The 20,409-nt window shown below is 45.9% G+C and carries 18 protein-coding genes; 4 read left to right on the plus strand and 14 right to left on the minus strand.

The genetic code is table 11. From position 1 onward, the window contains the following. Positions 1–31: 31 nt before the first annotated feature. The 3 genes from mdh to citZ all read right to left on the minus strand — a co-directional run bounded on the left by mdh (position 32) and on the right by citZ (position 3,505). The gene (mdh, locus tag QRD89_RS12945; protein ID WP_026577106.1) at positions 32–970 is read right to left on the minus strand and encodes a malate dehydrogenase; all 939 of its coding nucleotides are present in this window, start codon (positions 968–970) and stop codon (positions 32–34) included. Between the two features lie 25 nt (positions 971–995). Then, positions 996–2,270 carry an NADP-dependent isocitrate dehydrogenase gene (gene icd / locus QRD89_RS12950; protein ID WP_008635318.1) on the minus strand — a complete coding sequence of 425 codons (1,275 nt, stop codon included), beginning with the start codon at positions 2,268–2,270 and terminating at the stop codon, positions 996–998. Positions 2,271–2,386: 116 nt separating this feature from the next. Then, positions 2,387–3,505: a citrate synthase gene (citZ, locus tag QRD89_RS12955; protein WP_026577105.1), complete on the minus strand. Its 1,119-nt coding sequence runs from the start codon at positions 3,503–3,505 to the stop codon at positions 2,387–2,389. 247 nt (positions 3,506–3,752) lie between these two features. Between citZ and ytvI the strand changes: the two genes are divergently transcribed. Continuing rightward, positions 3,753–4,880, plus strand: coding sequence for a sporulation integral membrane protein YtvI (gene ytvI / locus QRD89_RS12960; RefSeq protein WP_286095403.1), 1,128 nt, complete (start codon positions 3,753–3,755; stop codon positions 4,878–4,880). Positions 4,881–4,965: 85 nt separating this feature from the next. Here the strand turns inward: ytvI and QRD89_RS12965 are convergent, their stop codons facing one another. From QRD89_RS12965 to dnaE, 8 genes are all read right to left on the minus strand, one after another. After that, positions 4,966–5,358, minus strand: coding sequence for an FxsA family protein (locus tag QRD89_RS12965; protein WP_008635321.1), 393 nt, complete (start codon positions 5,356–5,358; stop codon positions 4,966–4,968). Between the two features lie 105 nt (positions 5,359–5,463). Further along, positions 5,464–7,227, minus strand: a complete 1,764-nt coding sequence (pyk, locus tag QRD89_RS12970; RefSeq protein WP_008635323.1) for a pyruvate kinase — start codon at positions 7,225–7,227, stop codon at positions 5,464–5,466. 31 nt (positions 7,228–7,258) lie between these two features. Beyond that, entirely contained in the window at positions 7,259–8,218 is a 960-nt protein-coding gene (pfkA, locus tag QRD89_RS12975) for a 6-phosphofructokinase (RefSeq protein ID WP_008635324.1), read from the minus strand. A 215-nt stretch (positions 8,219–8,433) separates the two neighbouring features. After that, a complete protein-coding gene (gene accA / locus QRD89_RS12980) occupies positions 8,434–9,396 on the minus strand; it encodes an acetyl-CoA carboxylase carboxyl transferase subunit alpha (RefSeq protein WP_008635326.1) in 963 nt (320 codons plus the stop codon). Then, positions 9,393–10,253: an acetyl-CoA carboxylase, carboxyltransferase subunit beta gene (accD, locus tag QRD89_RS12985; RefSeq protein WP_008635329.1), complete on the minus strand. Its 861-nt coding sequence runs from the start codon at positions 10,251–10,253 to the stop codon at positions 9,393–9,395. The genes accA and accD overlap by 4 nt, the downstream gene beginning before the upstream one ends. A 98-nt stretch (positions 10,254–10,351) precedes the next feature. Then, entirely contained in the window at positions 10,352–10,948 is a 597-nt protein-coding gene (locus QRD89_RS12990; RefSeq protein ID WP_008635331.1) for a FadR/GntR family transcriptional regulator, read from the minus strand. An 80-nt stretch (positions 10,949–11,028) separates the two neighbouring features. Beyond that, positions 11,029–12,267, minus strand: a complete 1,239-nt coding sequence (gene ystJ, locus QRD89_RS12995; RefSeq protein ID WP_008635333.1) for an NADP-dependent malic enzyme — start codon at positions 12,265–12,267, stop codon at positions 11,029–11,031. Positions 12,268–12,387: 120 nt separating this feature from the next. Next, complete coding sequence (gene dnaE, locus QRD89_RS13000) at positions 12,388–15,735, minus strand: DNA polymerase III subunit alpha (RefSeq protein ID WP_286095407.1); 3,348 nt, start codon at positions 15,733–15,735, stop codon at positions 12,388–12,390. A 131-nt stretch (positions 15,736–15,866) separates the two neighbouring features. On the opposite strand from dnaE, the gene ytrH reads away from it, so the two are divergent. After that, positions 15,867–16,199: a sporulation membrane protein YtrH gene (gene ytrH / locus QRD89_RS13005; RefSeq protein WP_008635344.1), complete on the plus strand. Its 333-nt coding sequence runs from the start codon at positions 15,867–15,869 to the stop codon at positions 16,197–16,199. Further along, positions 16,200–16,697 (plus strand): sporulation membrane protein YtrI, encoded by a 498-nt coding sequence (gene ytrI, locus QRD89_RS13010; protein WP_008635346.1) that lies wholly within the window; start codon positions 16,200–16,202, stop codon positions 16,695–16,697. A 32-nt stretch (positions 16,698–16,729) separates the two neighbouring features. Here the strand turns inward: ytrI and QRD89_RS13015 are convergent, their stop codons facing one another. After that, positions 16,730–17,689, minus strand: a complete 960-nt coding sequence (locus QRD89_RS13015; protein WP_008635347.1) for a DHH family phosphoesterase — start codon at positions 17,687–17,689, stop codon at positions 16,730–16,732. Between the two features lie 120 nt (positions 17,690–17,809). Here QRD89_RS13015 and QRD89_RS13020 point away from each other — a divergent pair, with 120 nt between their 5' ends. Then, a complete protein-coding gene (locus QRD89_RS13020) occupies positions 17,810–18,112 on the plus strand; it encodes a YtpI family protein (protein ID WP_286095409.1) in 303 nt (100 codons plus the stop codon). A 34-nt stretch (positions 18,113–18,146) separates the two neighbouring features. On the opposite strand, the gene QRD89_RS13025 is transcribed toward QRD89_RS13020, so the two are convergent. Further along, a complete protein-coding gene (locus QRD89_RS13025; protein WP_286095410.1) occupies positions 18,147–19,460 on the minus strand; it encodes a CBS domain-containing protein in 1,314 nt (437 codons plus the stop codon). 174 nt (positions 19,461–19,634) lie between these two features. Beyond that, the gene (locus QRD89_RS13030; protein ID WP_286095411.1) at positions 19,635–20,315 is read right to left on the minus strand and encodes a metal-dependent hydrolase; all 681 of its coding nucleotides are present in this window, start codon (positions 20,313–20,315) and stop codon (positions 19,635–19,637) included. Positions 20,316–20,409 lie beyond the last annotated feature (94 nt).

Raw genomic sequence — 20,409 nt, forward strand, 5'->3', positions numbered from 1 at the left:
ATCCGAGGGTTGGCCTCGAATCCCTTTGTGTTTATTCTAATACATTCAGCACACTTTTAACAGAATCCGCAGATTTATCAAGCTGCTGCTTTTCCTCATCCGTCAGTTCAAGTTCAAGAATTTCCTCAATCCCATTTCCTCCAAGGATAGTAGGAACACCAAGGTAGATACCGTCGTATCCATACTCTCCTTCAAGGTAAGCAATGGACGGAAGAATTCTTCGCTGATCTTTCAAGATAGCTTCTGCCATTTGCACCAAGGATGCGGCTGGAGCATAATAGGCACTGCCGTTTCCGAGCAGGCCGACGATTTCTCCCCCGCCTTTGCGCGTCCGTTCAACGATGGCATCCAAGCGCTCTTTCGAAATCAATTTTTCAAGCGGAATACCTCCGGCGAAAGAATATCGAATCATCGGGACCATATCATCCCCATGACCCCCAAGGACAAAGCCGGTAATGTCCTTGATGGACACGTTCAGCTCTTCCGCTACGAATGTACGGAAACGGGCAGTATCCAGCACACCCGACTGACCAATGACCCGGTTCTTAGGAAATCCTGCTTCCTGAAAGACGGAATAAGTCATAGCATCGACCGGATTGGTCAAAACGACGATAAAGCAATCCGGGGAATGCGCCACGATTTCCTTAGTGACGCTTTTCATTATCTTGGCATTCGTGCTGACAAGATCATCACGACTCATGCCCGGCTTGCGGGCAATTCCTGCGGTGATGATAACAAGGTCAGAACCTTTCGTGTCCTCATAATTGGAGGTACCCGTAATGTCGGCATCAAACCCCTGAACCGGACTGGCTTCCAGCATATCCAACGCTTTTCCTTTCGTCGGATCTTCCATATCGGGGATATCCACGATGACGACATCACCCAGTTCTTTCTGCGCGAGCATCAAGGCTGTCGTCGCGCCGGTGAATCCCGCACCTATCACAGATATTTTATTTCTACGAATGGCCATAACGATCCCCTTCCTTTATGAGAGATTAACCCATATTCTTGATAAGCTCATCACCAAATGCAGAGCACTTCACTTCTGTAGCGCCATCCATCATACGTGCAAAGTCATACGTGACAACTTTGCTTGCAATCGTCTTATCCATAGACTTGGTAATCAAATCAGCCGCTTCTCTCCAGCCAAGGTGCTCAAGCATAAGAACACCAGACAGGATGACAGAAGACGGGTTCACTTTGTCCAAACCGGCATACTTAGGGGCTGTCCCGTGAGTCGCTTCAAAAATAGCATGTCCTGTTTCGAAGTTGATATTAGCTCCAGGTGCGATTCCGATACCGCCAACCTGGGCAGCAAGTGCATCAGAGATGTAGTCACCGTTCAAGTTCATAGTCGCTACGACATCAAACTCTTTCGGACGTGTAAGGATCTGCTGAAGGAAGATGTCTGCAATGGCATCTTTCACAATGATTTTACCTTCTGCTTCGGCAGCTTCCTGGGCTTTGTTGGCAGCTTCTTTGCCATCTTTCTCCACAATACGGTCATACTCAGCCCAAGTGAATACTTTATCAGCATACTCTTCTTCTGCTACTTCGTATCCCCAAGCTTTAAATGCACCTTCTGTGAACTTCATGATGTTTCCTTTGTGCACAAGTGTGACGCTCTTACGTCCTTCGTTCAATGCATAATCAATCGCTGCACGGACCAGACGCTTCGTACCTTCTTCCGATACCGGCTTGATACCGATTCCGGACGTTTCAGGGAAACGAATTTTATGTACACCCATCTCATTCTGAAGGAATTCGATGACTTTCTTCACTTCTGGAGAACCTTTCTGCCATTCAATTCCTGCATAAATATCTTCCGTATTTTCACGGAAAATAGCCATGTCTGTATCTTCCGGACGTTTCACTGGAGATGGTACTCCTTCAAAGTAGCGGACAGGGCGAAGACATGTGAATAAATCAAGTTCTTGACGAAGTGCTACGTTCAAGGAACGGATTCCGCCTCCGATTGGTGTAGTTAATGGACCTTTAATGGCAATTTTATAATCACGAATCGTTTCCAGCGTTTCAGCAGGAAGCCATTCGCCCGTGTTATCAAATGCTTTCTGACCAGCAAGAACTTCTTTCCATTCAATAGACTTCTCACCGTTGTACGCTTTATCTACTGCAGCTTCAATTACACGGCTGGCTGCTGCCCAAATATCCGGTCCGATGCCGTCTCCTTCGATGAATGGGATTACTGGTGTGTTTGGTACGTTCAAAGTTCCGTCTTGTTCTACTGAAATTTTCTGTGCTTGTGTCAAAATAAACCCTCCTAAAAATTTGTAACAATTTATGGATGGATCATCCATTTCTATCATACGTTAAATTAAGTTGAATAAAAAGTAGCGGGAGGCCGGTATTTAACCGGCATGCCTGATTATCTCTCTGCAATCGGAGTGTACGTTTGTCCTTTAGGACCGGTATATTCCGCGCGAGGACGGATCAAGCGGTTGTTGGAGTATTGCTCCAAAATATGTGCAAGCCATCCGGATACACGGCTTACAGCAAAGATCGGTGTGAAGATATCATGATCGATACCGAGGCTGTGGTAGACAGATGCAGAGTAAAAGTCTACGTTTGCAGGCAGGCCTTTGTTCTCCTTGATATATTCTTCAATTTTAATAGACATGTCATAGTATTTGGATTGACCGGTCAATTCAGTTAATTCCCGGGACATTTCCTTCAAATGTTTGGCACGAGGGTCTCCGGAGCGATACACGCGGTGTCCCATACCCATGATCTTTTCTTTGTTGGCAAGCTTCTCTTCAATGGCAGGAATGGCATTCTCAACACTGCCGATCTCTGTAAGCATCTTCATGACACGCTCGTTAGCTCCGCCGTGAAGAGGACCTTTAAGTGCACCAATGGCAGCTGTTACGCCTGAATAAACATCAGAGAGAGTAGCCACACACACTCGTGCAGTGAAAGTGGACGCGTTCAATTCATGGTCGGCATGAAGCACCAACGCTTTATTAAATGCGGTAACTTCCAACTCCTCGGGTTCTTTTGCGTTCAGCATATAAAGAAAGTTCCCTGCAAAACTGAGGTCTTTTCTAGGGGAGACAGGTTCCTGGCCGTTACGGATGCGTGAGAACGCGGTCACGACTGTAGGGATTCTTGCCTGGAGGCGGAGCGCTTTACGATTGTTCGCTTCCTCTTCCATGACGTCAGATTCAGGATCGAATAGTCCAAGCATCGATACAGCAGTACGAAGAGCTGCCATAGGATGAACCGTTGATAGATCATACGATTTAAGATGGTCAACGATCTCGGATGGAATATCCATGTTAGAGATCAGTTCTGATTTAAATGCATCTAATTCTTCTTGTTTCGGAAGCTTTTTGTTCCAAAGAAGATAAATAACTTCTTCAAAGCTGGAGTTATTCGCTAAATCATCGATATCATAGCCGACGTATGTCAACTTATCATCGATGATGGAACTGATGGAAGATTCCGTTGCGGTAATTCCTTCAAGACCTTTGGTTGATGATGACATATAATCTCTCCTTTTTAAAAAATTCCACTTGTCGAAAAGACAAGAAAACGCTTAAATTACTGTTGTCCCCTATGATTGGAAATCAACCCCAAGGCTAATTATAAAGTATTCTGAAGAGAATGTGAATTGAAACCGTTTAATTTGAAGGAATTTATCGAAATTTTATTCTTCATTTTATGGATAATTATGTAATAAAAAGGCTGAATTCCTCTGTATAACCGGTGTAGAGGAAGATTTAGGGAAAGGAGTGTTTTCTATTCGAAATCAGACTTTTCTCCTTGGTTTTATCCGATTCATCGTCGTCCTTCTTCTTGCTGCCGGGTTTGTGTACGTGACAACTTTCGTCTGGACATACTTATACCCCTTCCTGTTTGCAGTCCTGCTGTCCATAATACTACGCCCGTTCATCCTTCTCCTTCAAAGGAGACTTAGATTACCACGTGCTGCAGCGGTTCTGATTGTACTTGCCCTTGTAGGAACTTTAGCGGCAAGCCTTGTTGCCTTGGTCATCGCCGAATTGATTAAAGGGATGCAGTACATCGCAGCCGGATTGCCGGAGTATTTCCATTTATTCTCTACTTATCTGACAGGCAAAGCCGTTCAATTATCCAAACAAATCATTGGTTCCTTCGAATCCCTTACCGGAAATTTGAATATGGATCAGCAGTTGAGTTTGAATACCTACTTGGATACCGTTCAGGAAAAGGTTACGGAGGGAGGGTTGACGGTCCTTAATGAGATTTTGGAAAGCCTGGGCGTATTATTAACAAGTCTCCCCACCTCTATCGCCATGGTCTTTATTACGTTTCTGGCAACTTTCTTCTTATGTAAAGATTGGGAAACCATCAGAACAGCTGTCTATACATGTACCCCCCCGGTACTCACCGCCAAGGCCTTTGCTTTTCGTAAAGAGTGGCACTATACTTGGACCGGGCTGATCAAAGCTCAATGTACACTTGTCCTAATATCGTCTGTTCTCACAGGTATTGGACTAACCATCATCGGTGCTCCCTATGTTTTACCGATTACACTCTTCACTGCTTTTGTAGACTTCATTCCTTACATTGGTACAGGTGTCGTTTTTCTCCCTTGGATAATCTTTCAGTTCTTCACAGGTTCCTATGGAATGACCATCGGTTTGATCATTGTCTACATGGTGGTCATTATTACAAGACAGGTACTTGAGCCGAAGCTCCTCGGCGATCACTTCGGCGTGCCCCCCATAATTTTATTAGCTGCGATGTTCACAGGTTTCCAGCTCTTTGGAGGGTATGGAATCATATTGAGTCCGCTGGTTCTAATGATCGTACAGACCTTGAATAAAACAGGACTGACTAAGGAAATAACCGCATTCATTAAAGGAGATAGACCTTGAATTTTTTCTTATAAAAAAACGGACGCCTGCAGCTTCTAAAAACACACTGCACAAACGTCCGAATATATATTTCAAAACTATGCTGTTATCGTCTGTATATCGTTACGGTACCTTTTTGAAGTGCTTTTTGAATCGCACCTCGGATGATGTGCTTGATCGGCCCTCTCGTCACGGGAAGCAGTAGACCGAAACCTGCTGCATCCGTAATAAAGCCGGGCGTTAACAAAAAAGCTGCGCCGATAAGAATACAAGCCCCGTCTAACAAGGCATCCTGAGGCATCTGACCTCTCGACATGGAAGTCTGGACGTTCCGGATCGTTTCAAGGCCCTGCTTTCTTGCAAGCCAGGCCCCAACGACACCTGTAGAGATGATAAGCAGAATGATCCACCAAGGTCCGATATAGCTGCCTGCCCAAACGAATAATCCGATTTCCAGTGCAGGAACAATTATTATTAATAGAAATAACCAACGAAACATAGGATCCTTCCCTTCTTCCCGACTTATACTTCTATTATACCGGGAATGATCTCCTCTATAAAAAGAAAAGGCAGAGAAGGTGTCTTCTCTGCCTTTATCTTCCTTTTACAGGACGCTTGCATGTCCTTCGTAAATGTCCCCGCGGGAACTGTCAATTGTAATATCAGAGCCATCTTTGATGATGTTCAATGCGTCTTGAACACCAACGATGACAGGAATGCCCAAGCTCAAGCCGACAACCGCTGCATGGGAAGTCAAACCACCTTCAAGGGTAACGATTCCTGCTGCTTTTTCTATAGCAGGCATCATATCTTTATCTGTACCATGAGTAACGAGGATATCGCCGTCTTCTACACGATCCAAAGCTTCTTTGGCATTGTTGGCTACGACAGCACGGCCATAGGCACTTTTCTGTCCTACACCCTGCCCTTTGACGAGAACGTCACCGATAACATGAACCTTCATCAAGTTCGTCGTACCACTTTCACCAACAGGCACACCGCCGGTGATGACAACGCGATCTCCGCGAGATGCAAGACCGGAGGCCAGGCTGTTTTCAACAGCTACATCAAGCATTTCGTCTGTGGAATAAGCACGGGATCCCATGACGCCATACACGCCCCAGACAAGAGATAGCTTACGGTGTACTTTTTCATCAGAAGTAATGGCTACAATCGGTGCTTTCGGACGGTATTTAGAAATCATACGAGCAGTATGGCCACTCTCCGTCGGTGTGACGATTGCAGCTGCATCCAAATTAATGGCTGTGTGTGTAACCGACTGACTGATCGCATCCGTGATCGTCATGTCACTGTGCTTGGAACGCTCTTGAAGCAGTTGGAAATGGTTAAGCGCCGTTTCCGTTTTGCTTGCGATATTGTGCATCGTCTGCACAGCTTCTACAGGGTAGTCACCGGCAGCTGTTTCGCCAGAAAGCATGATTGCATCCGTACCATCGAAAATGGCGTTAGCTACGTCAGAAGCTTCTGCACGTGTCGGGCGAGGGTTACGCTGCATAGAGTCAAGCATTTGAGTAGCTGTAATGACTGGTTTACCTGCTTCATTACACTTACGAATCAGCTGTTTCTGTACAAGTGGAACATCTTCGGCTGGAATTTCCACACCTAAATCTCCACGCGCAACCATCAGACCGTCACTGACTTCAAGAATATCGTCGATGTTGTCGACACCTTCCTGGTTTTCGATCTTAGGAATGATTTGAATATGAGAAGCATCGTGCTTTTCAAGAAGCTCTCTGATTTCCAATACGTCAGAAGCACGACGCACGAAGGATGCCGCAATAAAATCTACACCCTGCTGAATTCCAAATTCGATGTCATTGGCATCTTTTTCTGTAATTCCTGGAAGATTCACGCTGACATTCGGAACGTTTACGCCTTTTTTATTTTTAAGAAGCCCGTTGTTAAGGACAGTCGTCTTGATTTCATTGTTTTCTTTATCTATTTCTTCTACCTCTAGTTCTACCAGTCCATCATCCAAAAGGATTTTGGAACCAGGATGAACATCGTTGATCAAGCCTGTGTAAGTGACGGAAAAGCGCTCTGCATCGCCCTCAATATCCTCCATCGTCACGTAGACCGTCGCACCTTTCTCAAGGTATGCTTCGCCATCTTTAAGCGTACGGGTACGAATTTCAGGACCTTTCGTATCCAATAGGATCGCTACTGTTTTGCCTGTAGCTTTGGAAGCTTCACGGATGTTGATGATTCGTGCTCCGTGCTCATCAAAGTCACCGTGTGAAAAATTCAGACGGGCGACGTTCATACCTGCTTCCATAAGCTGAGTTAATTTCTCTACTGATTCCGATGCAGGACCGATCGTACTAACGATTTTGGTTTTTCTAAACATATTTATTTCCTCCTCAGATGCCTCTTGCAAATTATATAGATAGTTCTTTGGAAAGGCGGTACATATCCATGTCGATAACGTGCTTTTGACCTAAGATATCTACGATATCATGATCGACCAATTGGTTCTTTTGAATACCTACCATGCGGCCTGCTTTTCCTTGAAGAAGCAGATCGACAGCGTACGCCCCCAGACGACTGGCAAGAACACGGTCGGCAGCACTTGGTGCTCCTCCACGCTGCGTATGTCCAAGAACGGTCACTCGGGTCTCGAGATCGGCAGCTTCATCAATTCGTTTACCGAACTCCATTCCGCTTCCTACTCCTTCAGCCAGCAGAATGATGGAGTGTTTCTTGCCCCGCTCATGTCCACGCTTAAGACGATCGATAACATCATCGAATTCATCCTCCACTTCGGGAATAAGAATACTTTCCGCTCCGTCAGCAAGACCAGCCCAAAGGGCAAGATCTCCGGCGTCACGGCCCATGACTTCGATTACATACGTACGCTCGTGAGAAGTCGCTGTATCACGAATTTTGTCAATTGCGTCGATAATCGTATTCAGAGCCGTGTCAAAACCAATAGTAAAATCCGTTCCCGGAATATCATTATCGATTGTCCCAGGCACACCGATGCAAGGATATCCTTTTTCGGTTAATTTTTTTGCCCCCATAAAGGTACCATCACCACCGATAGCTATCAAGCCCTCAATGCCATGTTTCTTCAATTGCTCAATACCTTTCAATTGGCCTTCTTCTGTCTTAAACTCTTCACATCGGGCAGAGTACAGTTTCGTTCCACCACGTTGGATGATGTCTCCGACCGAACCGAGTTCCATCTTCTCGATGTCTCCATCAATCAGGCCCTGGTAGCCGTATTTGATGCCGTACACTTCTACTTCATGGTAGATAGCTTTCCTTACGACCGCCCTGATCGCGGCGTTCATACCGGGAGCATCTCCTCCACTGGTAAGCACTCCAATTCTCTTCATTCTTTCATCACCTCAAAAGTTCTTAGTTCTGTCCATAAACGCACATGGAAGGAAACATCCGTCCAAACGGACATGCACAGGCTATCCTCTAGTCTATACAACTGATTGGATCATCAACAATCCGACCATATGGTAACGTTACCATTCAGTTAAGATGTGAAAAGCCGCACATACGTGCGACCTTTTACATACGGACATGTTTTTCAACCATATCATTATAAATCAAGATGAGTGTAATCGCCAATATTTTTATACTTCACAAATCTTTCCTCCAGCAGATCTTCTTCCGATTTTCTGGATAGCTCCTCCAGCTCTTGCTTGAGGACGGCTTTAATTTGCTCTGCTTGTGCAGGAATGTCACGATGGGCTCCACCCCTGACTTCCGGAACAACACCATCAATCACTTCTAATTTCTTCAAATCATAGGAGGTAATTTTCATGGATTCAGCTGCTTCCTGAGCGAGACCCGAATCCTTCCAAAGAATAGAAGAAGCGCCTTCTGGAGAAATAACGGAATAAGTAGAGTTCTCAAGCATGAAGATACGGTCTCCAATTCCAAGCCCAAGTGCTCCACCGCTTCCACCTTCTCCGATGACGACACAGATGATTGGGACAGTGAAACCTGCCATTTCCATCAAGTTCCTGGCAATGGCTTCGCTCTGGCCGCGCTCTTCCGCTGCTTTACCGGGATAAGCACCTTTTGTATCAATGAAAGTAATGATCGGACGGTGGAATTTATCCGCCTGTTTCATTAAGCGAAGCGCTTTACGGTAGCCTTCCGGATGCGGCATTCCGAAGTTGCGGTGGATATTCTCTTTCGTGTCCTTCCCGCGCTGGTGGCCGATTACCGTTACGGGGGTCCCATCAAATTTGGCGATCCCACCAACGATGGCCGCATCGTCTCCATACGTACGATCCCCGTGCAGCTCGATGAAGTCTGTAAACAAATGATCTATATAATCTGTCGTCGTCGGGCGCTCCGGATGACGGGCCATTTGGACACGGTCCCAGGGAGCCATGCGATCATAAACGTCGCTTTCCAACTTCTCCAGCCGCTGTTCAAGTGTATCGATTTCATCGGTCAGATCCATTTCGCTGTTCTCCGTAAGACGTTTCAGTTCAGCGATTTTTTCTCTTAATTCAATAACGGGTTTTTCAAATTCTAAAACGTGCTTCACGATTCTTCGCCTCCTGCAGAATGGATGTCCAACACAGTTGTCAGTGTTTTCCTTAAATCGTGACGGTGCACGACCTTATCCAACTGGCCATGTTCCAACAGGAATTCTGCTGTTTGGAAATCTTCCGGAAGTTTTTCCCGTATCGTCTGCTCAATAATTCTTCTGCCGGCGAAACCAATTAAGGCTCCCGGTTCTGCAAAATTATAGTCTCCAAGGGAGGCAAAACTTGCAGAAACACCACCAGTAGTCGGGTGAGTCATGACGGATATGAATAAACCTCCATCTTTATGAAGCCGCTGAAGGGCTACTGAAGTTTTCCCCATCTGCATCAGACTTAAAACGCCTTCCTGCATTCGAGCTCCACCGGATGCCGTAAATATGACGAAAGGAATTTTTTCTTTCCGTGCCTGCTCAATGGCATTCGTTATCTTTTCACCGACGACAGAACCCATGCTTCCCATTCGGAAACGGGAGTCCATGACCGCCACAGCTGTATGGAAACCGTTAACGGATGCTTTACCGGTGACTACCGCTTCATTAAGATCGGATTTTTTGCGGTCTTTTTCCAATTTATCTTCATACTCAGGGAACCCTAAAGGGTTATTGGATATCATATGCTTGTCCCATTCAACAAAACTTCCTTCATCAAACAAATGCTCAATTCTTTCGTAAGCACTGATACGGTGATGATGGTCACAGTGTGGACAAACGTTCATATTTCGATTCAGTTCTTTTCTGTAGAAGATCTTCTGGCAGTTTGGACATTTCTGCATCAGACCTTCCGGTACATCCTGCTTTGCTTCCTGTCTGGGAATGGATGCGTATCTTTTTTTCTTGCTGAATATATCTCGTAGCAAGGTGATTCCTCCTTTGGGACAAAGCTTCCTCTTTACAATATACTGAAAGTCCCTTACGTAATATCACTGATTCTGTCGAAGGGAGTTCGACAAAATCATTACCTGAATAACTTAAGAATTTCTAAGGTGTCTTTACTCCGGAGAGCCTTAAGCAGGGCCAGGTACCAATCTTCCTTGAAATGCAGGTCATGGACCGTTCGGGTGAATCCGGAAATGAATTGCCACATGGAAAGCAGCAGCGGATGTTCACACCTTTCAAACAAATAAAGGAACAGAGCTTGATGGCGGGTTTCCAGGGATTGTATGTTCAAAATTTCTTCCATCTCAGCATAATGAATATGTGTAAGCCTGTCCTTCACGAGACATAACACTTCTTTCTCCAGCATCTGCTTCGCTGTAACGAGTTCATCTTTCGTTCTCGTCTCATTGAGTAAAAAATTGGATAATAGCTCTACCATATGATAAGGACGATAAGCTCTCATGAACGTGCCTTCGCCGCGTCTGGTTTCAATCAACCCAAGGAGCTCCATCGCCCGGAAAGCTTCTCTGATCGAAGACCTTCCTACATGGAGTTGTTCGCTTAACTCCCGTTCAGACGGCAACTTATCTCCGGGGCCCAGTTTATGCTCTTCGATGTAGGTTCTCAACTGATGAAGGACACCTTCGTAGACTTTTCCATGCTGCACTCGGGTCACGTTTCACGAACACCTCTCTTTAGCTTTCCCTTAGAATTCTATGTAACAGGAGAAAAGTTTACACTTTTCTCCTGTCCAAATCAATCTTCGTCTATTAAGGTGAGTTGTCTCGTCTTGTCTGCCACCTCTTCAGGATCGACGTGATGACGGGCTACACCGGACTCCATTGCCGCCTTCGCAACAGCTGCAGCAACAGCCGGTGCAACACGCGGATCAAATGGGGCAGGGATGACGTAGTCTTCACTTAATTCATCTTCACTGACAAGGGAAGCAATGGCTTCCACAGCGGCAATCTTCATCTTCTCGTTAATTCTTGTAGCTCGCACATCCAAAGCTCCACGGAAGATTCCCGGGAAGGCCAGCACATTGTTCACCTGGTTAGGGAAATCGGAACGGCCAGTCCCGATGACACGGGCCCCGGCTTCTTTGGCATCCTCCGGCATAATTTCCGGATCAGGGTTCGCCATTGCAAAAATGATGGCATCATCATTCATACGAGAGACCATCTCTTTAGACAACAGTCCGCCAACAGATACACCAATAAACACATCGGCATCTTCCATCACTTCTTCAAGACTGCCGTCCATACGATCTTTATTCGTAATCTTAGCAATTTCATCTTTCACATCATTCATACCGTACTCACGGCCTTCATATACCGCGCCTTTAGAATCACACATAATGATATCGCGCACACCGAAATGGTAAAGCAGTTTAATAATAGCTATTCCGGCGGCTCCTGCACCATTAGCAATCACCTTGATGTCAGAGAACTTCTTGCCGGTGATTTTCAGAGCATTCACCAGTCCGGCAACGGTAACGATGGCAGTGCCGTGCTGGTCATCATGGAAAATCGGGATATTGGTTTCTTTCTTAAGACGATCTTCAATAATGAAACAGTTCGGAGCAGCTATATCTTCAAGGTTGACGCCTCCGAATGTCGGTTCCATAAGCTTAACCGTCTGCACGATTTCATCAATATCGTTCGTACTTAGACATATAGGGAACGCATCTACTCCCGCGAAGCTTTTAAATAATGCAGCCTTCCCTTCCATGACAGGAAGAGATGCTTCCGCCCCGATATTTCCCAATCCGAGCACCGCTGAACCGTCACTTACGACAGCCACCATATTCCCCTTCATGGTATAGTCGTAAACTGTTTCCTTATGGTCGTAAATTTCCTTACAAGGTTCTGCTACCCCTGGAGAATACGCCAGGCTTAAGTCTTTGGAATTTCTTACAGGTACTTTAGAAGTGGTTTCCAGCTTCCCTTTGTTTACACGGTGTATATGCAGTGCTTCATCTCGCAAATTTGACACGTCGACACGCTCCCTTTAACTATTAATTGTACCGATCCAGGTGGTCAGACCACCATTAACTCCTTAATTATAACAGATGAATTTGGCGTGTAAAGAACTTCAAAACTTCGGACTGAGTTTTTAATTTTTCGTATCTTTGCTGTACTCTTTCAACGCTACGGAATCATCCCCGAAGTACCCCGTCAAGATCTCCATGCACTCAGGAGATGCAGACAGGTTGTACAATTCCCCCAACCTGTATGTCTTTCTTTCCTGTGATTTAAATATGAAGACCGGAATATTCCCCGGGAAATAGCCGGACACTTTTTTCAGTTTCTCCATTGCAATCGGTTCTGTCTCTTTGGTTACTTTAATGAACAGACGTTGCTCGGAAGCTGTCGGTTTCTCTTCGACATTGAAAACAGACGCTTCGTTGATGATCAACTGCTTTCTGCCGTTCCTTTCCTCGACTTTACCTGTAACCGTTACAAGCATCTGCTCTTGCAGCCATCGCTTTATATTACGGTAAGAATCAGGAAAAATAACCGCCTCCAGCTCTGTCGTTTCATCACCGAGCGTGGCAAATGCCATCGACTCTCCCCGTTTGGTCCTGATTTCCCTTATCGTCTCTACTACACCTGCTGTCTTGACCGTTCCTTTGATGTTAACGACCTTATTCAAAGAATTGATCCCTCTCTCCTGAAGCAGCTGCCGGTGGTGTTCCAAGGGGTGTTCTGACATATAAGTACCCAGAACTTCTTTTTCCATAGCCAAAAGTTTTAATGGAGGAAACGGGTCCACTTCTATCAGTTCCATTTCGAATTCATTTCCGAAGAAGCCGGGCTGGTCCTGGAATTCTTTAAATAACTCTCCCTGTTCCAGTGCCTGGTCGATACTTGCAAGCAGCGCCGCACGATTCTCATGGGTTTCATCAAAGGCACCCGCAAGTATTAACGACTCTATCACCCCGCGAGTGACGATCTTCGTCCGAACACGAAGACAGAAGTCATTCAAGCTGCGGAATCTTCCATTGCCTCTTTCTTCTACAACAGCCTGGGCCGCTTGATAGCCTACCCCCTTCACGGAAAGGAGGCCGATGCGGATGGCACCTTGTTCATCTTTTGCAACAATGTGACTGCGGTTGATCGAAGGAGGAAGTACCTTCAGTCCACTTTCTTTCGCCTCTCGCAAGTAAAGGGTGAGCTTATCCCTGTCACCTACATAAGAGTTGATCAGCTCTGCAAGGAAGTAAGAAGGGTAATGTGCTTTCATATACGCGAGACGATAGGATATCAGACTATAGGCGACCGCGTGACTTCGGTTAAATCCGTAGTTGGCAAATTTGACAATCCATTCGAACACCTGCCGGGCGACCGCCTCGGTGTAGCCGCGATTTCTGCATCCTTTTACAAACTTCTCCCGTTCGTCTTCTAGTATTCCGGACTGCTTTTTACTGATTGCTCTTCGCAGTAAATCCGCCTCGCCTAAAGAATATCCGGCGACCAGTTGCGCAACCTGCATAATCTGTTCTTGATAGACAAGGACACCGTACGTCTTGTCCAGAATCCCTTTCAAATCGGGATGTGGAAGTTCCATTGCCTGGTTCCCTTGTTTCCGCGATATAAAATCCGGTATATAATCCATAGGGCCGGGCCGATAAAGAGCGTTAACAGCTACGACATCCTCGAAATGAGAGGGACGAAGACGACGCAGCACACCTTTCATTCCCTGGGATTCCAATTGGAAGACCCCGTTTGTACGTCCTTGTGCGAGCAGCTGGAACGTTTTCTCATCATCAAGCGGTATACGCTCTACAGAGAAACTGGAATCCCGGAACCGCTTTATTTTCCCCTCCATCTTCTCGATGAAGGTCAGGTTCCGCAGTCCAAGGAAGTCGATCTTCAACAATCCGACTTTTTCCAAGTCCCCCATGGCCAGCTGCGTCAATGGAATCCCGTTATGTCCGTCCATGAGTGCTGTATATTCCTGGAGCGGCCGCTCGCTGATTACAACACCTGCCGCATGGGTGGAAACGTGCCGCGGCAGACCTTCCAACTTCGTAGCAATTTGAAAGAGTCGCTGCAATTTCGGTGAGTTTCGGATGTAGTCACTCAATTCTTCTGAATCTCTCACGATTTCCGTGATCGTGGACGGTGCCGTTTTTGGTATTTGTTTTAATATGAAGGCTGCATCACTTTCATCAACCGCGAGAACTTTGAAGAGCTCCCTCAGGACACTTCGGACGGCGAATGTGCCGAACGTACAAATCTGAGCAACATGATCCGCTCCATATTTTTCAGCAACGTAGGCGATGACTTCATCCCTGCGGTGATCAGGGAAATCGATATCAATATCAGGCATAGTGATCCGTTCAGGATTCAAAAACCTTTCAAAGAGTAAATCATACTCTAACGGGTCGACTTGAGTAATATTAAGAAGATACGCCACCAATGATCCTGCTGCGGATCCACGTCCCGGGCCTGCGTGTATGCCCTGCTTCTTCGCATAAGCAAGAAAGTCCCATACAATTAGAAAATAATCGCTGAAATTCATCGATGTGATAACGGACAACTCTTTATGTAAGCGCTCTTCCGCCGCCTTGTAAGTTGCCGGGTATTTCTTTGCTAAAGCTTTTAAACAAAGTTCCTCCAGATAACGATCCGCACGGACGCCTCCAGGTGTTGGGTACGTGGGCAGAAGCTGCTGGTCGAACGAAAGTGCAAGGTTTACCCTCTCTGCAATCTCCTCCGTCGCTCTCAACACTCCCGGCCACCATTCTTGAAAATAGTTTTCCATTTCCTCCGGTTTTTTTAAATAGAAGCGCGCTCCTGCTGTTTCCCCTGAGAAGCGGGTATTCGCTTCTATAGCCTTCAAGCTTTCATATGCCGCAGCATCCTCTTTTTTCAGGTAACGGACGTCTCCAATTGCGACGACCGGGACCCCCTCCCTCTTTGACCACTCCTGGAGCGGTTGATGAAGCTGTCTTTCTTCATGAAGATCGAGATCCTGGATTGCCAAATAGAAATTATCCTCTCCTACCATATGCCGCCACCGGTTTAAGGAGTCCTTTATATGGTCAAACATACGACCGGCAATCGTCTGCGCCCAGGGGGACTGAGAGGTCAGCAGAACGACGATCAGACCGCTGCGCTTCTGTTCAAGCAGGTCCAGGGATACCGGCCGCCCTTCCAGCTGGATAGCGGAACTGAGCTGCAAAAGATTTTTATAGCCTTCGTTATTCTCTGCGAAAAGAAGGACAGGGTAGTGAAGGTCCTGATCCTCGATTCTCGTTTTAAGCCCGATTAGAGGTTTGATCCCCTTCTGCTTGCAGGCCCGGTAAAAGGAGACCGATCCACTCATCGTATTCTCATCCGTCAAAGCAAGCGATTGAAACCCCAACCTTTTTGCTTCATCTACAAGTTCGGGAATTTTCACCGTGCTTTCCATTAAGCTGAAACCGCTCTTTACATTCAAATGAGTAAAAGTCATTCACGAACACCTTCTTTCCACTAAATTATATCGATAAGAACAGGAGGATGAAAGCCTCCTGCATAATTGGACGGGCCGGGGAATATTTTTCAATATATGGATACTATTGCGTCTTTGAAATGAGGGACAAAATGGAAGATCGTCTGGTTATTTCGATGATACAGTGCTTCTTTATCGCTTTTGGAGTTATTGTAGGAGGGACAATCATCGGCAGCATCGGGAGTTATCTGACCGGAGAAGCTCCTCTTACCTCCATGTTCCGGATTGCAAAAGGGCTCAGGATATGGGCCATAGTCGCCGCTATTGGTGGAACATTCGATGCCATCAGCAATTTTGAAAAAGGGATATTCGATGGTTCTACCTTCGATATCTTCAAGCAAGTGATGATAATCGTCGCTGCCATGGGTGGAGTGAAAGCCGCTCTCCTTTTATTTGAATGGCTGCTAGGTGAAGAGGTGACGTGAATGCAGTTTCCTCCTTATCATAAAAAAAAGGAGTGGAGGCGTTTATTTGCCGGCATTGTATTAGGAGCGGTCATCGGCTATTTGTTTTTCCTTTATGTACATGGACAGCTCCAAGAAAAATATACAGAAGAATATATTGAAATGAATGCCAAGATGAACGAAATGGAAGCAAAGTATGAAGGGCTTCTAAAAAACCAGGAAGAAGATCCACAAGCGAAGCCGCTGAGCGTCAAAGACATCGCCGTATCCTACACCAATGCAAAGAAACTGAATATTGATTTGTTGACACAGCACGAATTAACAACCCTTGTTAAACAACAATTAGCGTCCATCCCCGGGAAAGATATTAAAGTCGTGGGTAGTCAAGTCGATCTGATGATCGCATCAGTGGAAAGTAAAAGTTATGCTGTTGACGACCTCTCCTATGAACTTAAGGTAGAACGCCTGGTCGTCTACGAAACCCTTTCGTTGAATCTAGAAATCATCATATCCCCATGAAAAGACAGGCAGATACAAAGAAGAGCAGCAAATCACTGCTGCTCTTCTTTGTATTGCCGGCATACGGATTCGAGCTCCGCTGCCAATTGTTCTGTTTCCTCCCAGGATGAAGCAGAAGCACCGGAAGCCATCGGATGTCCTCCGCCGTTAAATTTGGCTGCAACCCCATTTATGACAGGACCTCTGGAGCGAAGACGGACACGGATCGTATCTTCCTCTTCCACAAAGAACGCCCATGCAAGAATACCTTCAATATCCCCGAGCAGGCCGACAAGCTGACTCGTCTCTGTGACTGTTACATCAAACTTTTTCAGTGTTTCCTTATCCAGACGGATCGTGGAATAACCAGAAGCATGCCGTTCAAAATTTTGCAGGACATACCCTTTCAATCGAGCTACATTCAAAGGAGTTTTGTACATTTCCTTAAATAAAGCTGGTCTGTCAAAGTCAAATCGAACCAATTCCGCCGCATAGCCGAGCGTCTTGTTTGTTGTACTGGGGAACAGGAATCGGCCGGTATCTCCGACAATCCCCGCGTATATAAGCCGGGCTGAATTGTCATTTAACCGCAGACCTTCCTCTTGATTCTCTTTATATAATTGATAAATCATTTCGGAAGTAGAGCTGGATGACGTATCAACCCACTGGATGTCACCATATTTATCCACTTCGGGATGGTGGTCGATTTTAATAAGCGCCGCACCGCTGTCGTATCTAGCATCGTCGATTCTCGCTTGATTGGCAGTATCACACACGATTACCAGTGCTTCCTCAAACGCTTCATCCGGAACAGCATCCATCGTTTGGAGATAGTTAAGAGACGGTTCACCCGTTCCAGTCACATAGACTTTTTTCTCCGGAAACGATTCTTTAATAATCCCGGCAAGCCCTCCTTGAGAGCCGTAAGCGTCCGGATCTGGGCGGACATGACGGTGAATAATGATGGTTTCATATTTCTTAATCTGTTCGACTATTTGTTTTGGCTTACTCATAAGCGCCTCCCTCTCTATCTTCCTCACAATTAAACCATAGATTTCCACCTGACAGGTAGCTATTCCCAACAAAAAACGCTACAATAAAGACAAATTAATCTAATCAGGAGTCGATCATGGATGATTATTTTTCCGATTCTCATATTGGTTTCCTTTGTTCTTTACCTGTACTACAAAGTGATGATATTCCGGACAAAAGACCCGCTGACCCAGGAATACTTGAACAGCAGATCCCGGGTTTTCCTCGGAAGCTTCATTTTCTTTTTCGGTATTAACCAGTATGTATTTTATCAGACCAAGCTGTCCTTGTTTATAGGAATCGTTTTTCTTCTACTCGGTATCTTTCAAGCGAGACTCGGCTGGAAAGCAAGTAAACATTACCAGGCGGAATACCGAAAACATGAAACACCAACCGCCCCTTGAGCCAAGGCCGCTGTCAACATACAGCGGCTTTTTCTCATCTATCAATTAATTGGGCCATGAGCAAGGCTTTTCCAACAATTGCCTTCCCTTGATGGACCTCTACATCCACCTTAGCGAATTTCCGACCGACTTCTAATATCTGCGGACTTATTTCAATTTCGCTATCGATCTGAACCGGTTTGATGAAATAAACGGATATATTCTCAACGACAAGGTCCCCTTTTTTATGTTTCCGAAGCAGCCTTGAGGAGGACTCTGTAATAAGCGATATAAAGACGCCATAGGACATCGTGCCGAGCTGGTTGGTCATTTGGGGTGTGACTTTTGTCTTCCACTTTACAGGCTCACCTTCTTCCGCCAGTACTTCCATACGGTTTGTGGCAAGGTCGTCGATGGTTTCACCAACCTGTGGCTGCCGTTGTATATGCTGGAGAGCCTTCAGCACGTCCTGCCTGGAGATGATTCCCTGCAGTTTCTGAGCGGCATCTACGACAGGCATCAACTCGATTCCTTCCCATACCATTACGTGAGCAGCATTGGCAAGCGATGTTTTCGGATGGACGGTCATAGGGTTCTTCGTCATCACCTTGTCAATTTTCGTATCGGCACTCTTTCCTATTACGTCTTTGGAAGTGACGATGCCGACCACTCGATTTTGAGAATCCACGACGGGGTAGCGGCTGTGTTTTGTTTCTTCGTTCAGGTCATGCCAGTGATCAACGCTGTCCGTTGTCTTTAAAAACTTAGAATCCTCGTAGGCTGTATAAATATCATCCACCAATACGATTTCCTTTTTGATCAGCTGATCGTATATCGCCCTGTTGATCATCGTTGCGACGGTAAATGTATCGTAACTGGTTGAAATGACAGGCAGCTTCTTTTCATCTGCAAGCTTCTTAACCGCATCGCTCGTATCGAAACCACCGGTTACCAATACTGCAGCACCCTCCTGGACGGCCAGTTCATGAGCATTCGTGCGGTTCCCCACGATAAGAAGAGACCCTGCTTCTGTGTATCGCATCATGGCTTCCAGCTTCATCGCGCCTATAACGAACTTATTTAGTGTCTTGTACAGCCCTTCTCTGCCACCAAGCACCTGACCATCTACAATATTTACAATCTCAGCAAACGTGAGCCGCTCGATGTTTTCTTTCTTTTTCTTCTCAATTCGGATTGTACCCACGCGTTCCATTGTGCTGACAAGATCCTGGTTTTCCGCTTCTTTAATTGCCCTGTATGCCGTTCCTTCACTTACGTTCAATGCTTTAGCGATTCCGCGCACGGATATTTTGCTTCCAACGGAGAGTGATTCGATGTGTTCAAGAATTTGTTCGTGCTTTGTAGCCATAACTCACCATTCTTTCTAACTGTACCAGTCATTTGTTTATTATTGTTATTATACAACTGATACAGTACTTCCGCAATTTTTCCCACAAAAATCCAAATAAAAAACCCGTTGCACAAACTTCTAACTAAAACAGCCATCTGCCCGAAAAGTCGACAGATGGCTGTTTTACGGCCTTTATATTGTAATTTCATCTCCAGGTTCAAGCACTGTTCCTTTTCCAGGTTGCACCTTGTTCGCAAAACCTTTCCCATCCTGCTCAATTAACTCAAACGTGTTGTAATGGATTGGAACGACCTGTTTTGCTCGGATCCACTCTGCTGCCGTCAACGCATCTTCCGGCCCCATGGTGAAATTATCACCGATTGGAAGAAAAGCCAAGTCGATATCATTTCTTTCACCAATCAATTTCATATCAGAAAACAAGCCGGTATCACCTGCATGGTAGATCGTTTTCCCGTCAATCGTTAATAAAATCCCCATCGGCATTCCTGTGTAAACGATCGTACCGTCTTCTTCCGTATAGGAAGAACCGTGGAAGGCTTGCGTGAACTTCACATGTCCAAAGTCGAATTCATGACCTCCGCCGATCGACATCGGATGGGTGTCGACTCCTTTATTCCCCAAATACTCTGCTAACTCAAAGGGAGCCACGATTTTAGCACCGGTGCGCTTTGCTATCTCCACCGTATCCCCGACGTGGTCGTTGTGCCCGTGCGTCAGAAGGATGACGTCTGCTTCTACTTCGTCTGCCTTTAAATCTGTATTCCCGTTCCCTGAAATGAATGGGTCGAACAGGATCGTCTTTCCATTCGCTTCAACCTTGATAACTGAATGTCCATGATAGGATACTTTCATTCTCCAACACTCCTTCACCATTATTGTTAAGTCGGATTACAGTCAGGCCTACTACCTCACGGGGGATTTTCCCTTTCTCTTTCCTTTCAAAACA

Source organism: Halobacillus sp. ACCC02827 (assembly GCF_030291935.1).
Lineage (GTDB): Bacteria > Bacillota > Bacilli > Bacillales > Halobacillaceae > Halobacillus.

Bases quoted from the DNA above. Each gene is read 5' to 3' on its own strand.
- mdh (WP_026577106.1), bottom strand. From the start codon at position 970: ATGGCCATTCGTAGAAATAAAATATCTGTGATAGGTGCGGGATTCACC.
- citZ (WP_026577105.1), bottom strand. From the start codon at position 3,505: ATGTCATCATCAACCAAAGGTCTTGAAGGAATTACCGCAACGGAATCT.
- QRD89_RS12965 (WP_008635321.1), bottom strand. From the start codon at position 5,358: ATGTTTCGTTGGTTATTTCTATTAATAATAATTGTTCCTGCACTGGAA.
- pyk (WP_008635323.1), bottom strand. From the start codon at position 7,227: ATGTTTAGAAAAACCAAAATCGTTAGTACGATCGGTCCTGCATCGGAA.
- pfkA (WP_008635324.1), bottom strand. From the start codon at position 8,218: ATGAAGAGAATTGGAGTGCTTACCAGTGGAGGAGATGCTCCCGGTATG.
- dnaE (WP_286095407.1), bottom strand. From the start codon at position 15,735: ATGACTTTTACTCATTTGAATGTAAAGAGCGGTTTCAGCTTAATGGAA.
- ytrH (WP_008635344.1), top strand. From the start codon at position 15,867: ATGGAAGATCGTCTGGTTATTTCGATGATACAGTGCTTCTTTATCGCT.
- ytrI (WP_008635346.1), top strand. From the start codon at position 16,200: ATGCAGTTTCCTCCTTATCATAAAAAAAAGGAGTGGAGGCGTTTATTT.
- QRD89_RS13015 (WP_008635347.1), bottom strand. From the start codon at position 17,689: ATGAGTAAGCCAAAACAAATAGTCGAACAGATTAAGAAATATGAAACC.
- QRD89_RS13020 (WP_286095409.1), top strand. From the start codon at position 17,810: ATGATTATTTTTCCGATTCTCATATTGGTTTCCTTTGTTCTTTACCTG.
- QRD89_RS13025 (WP_286095410.1), bottom strand. From the start codon at position 19,460: ATGGCTACAAAGCACGAACAAATTCTTGAACACATCGAATCACTCTCC.
- QRD89_RS13030 (WP_286095411.1), bottom strand. From the start codon at position 20,315: ATGAAAGTATCCTATCATGGACATTCAGTTATCAAGGTTGAAGCGAAT.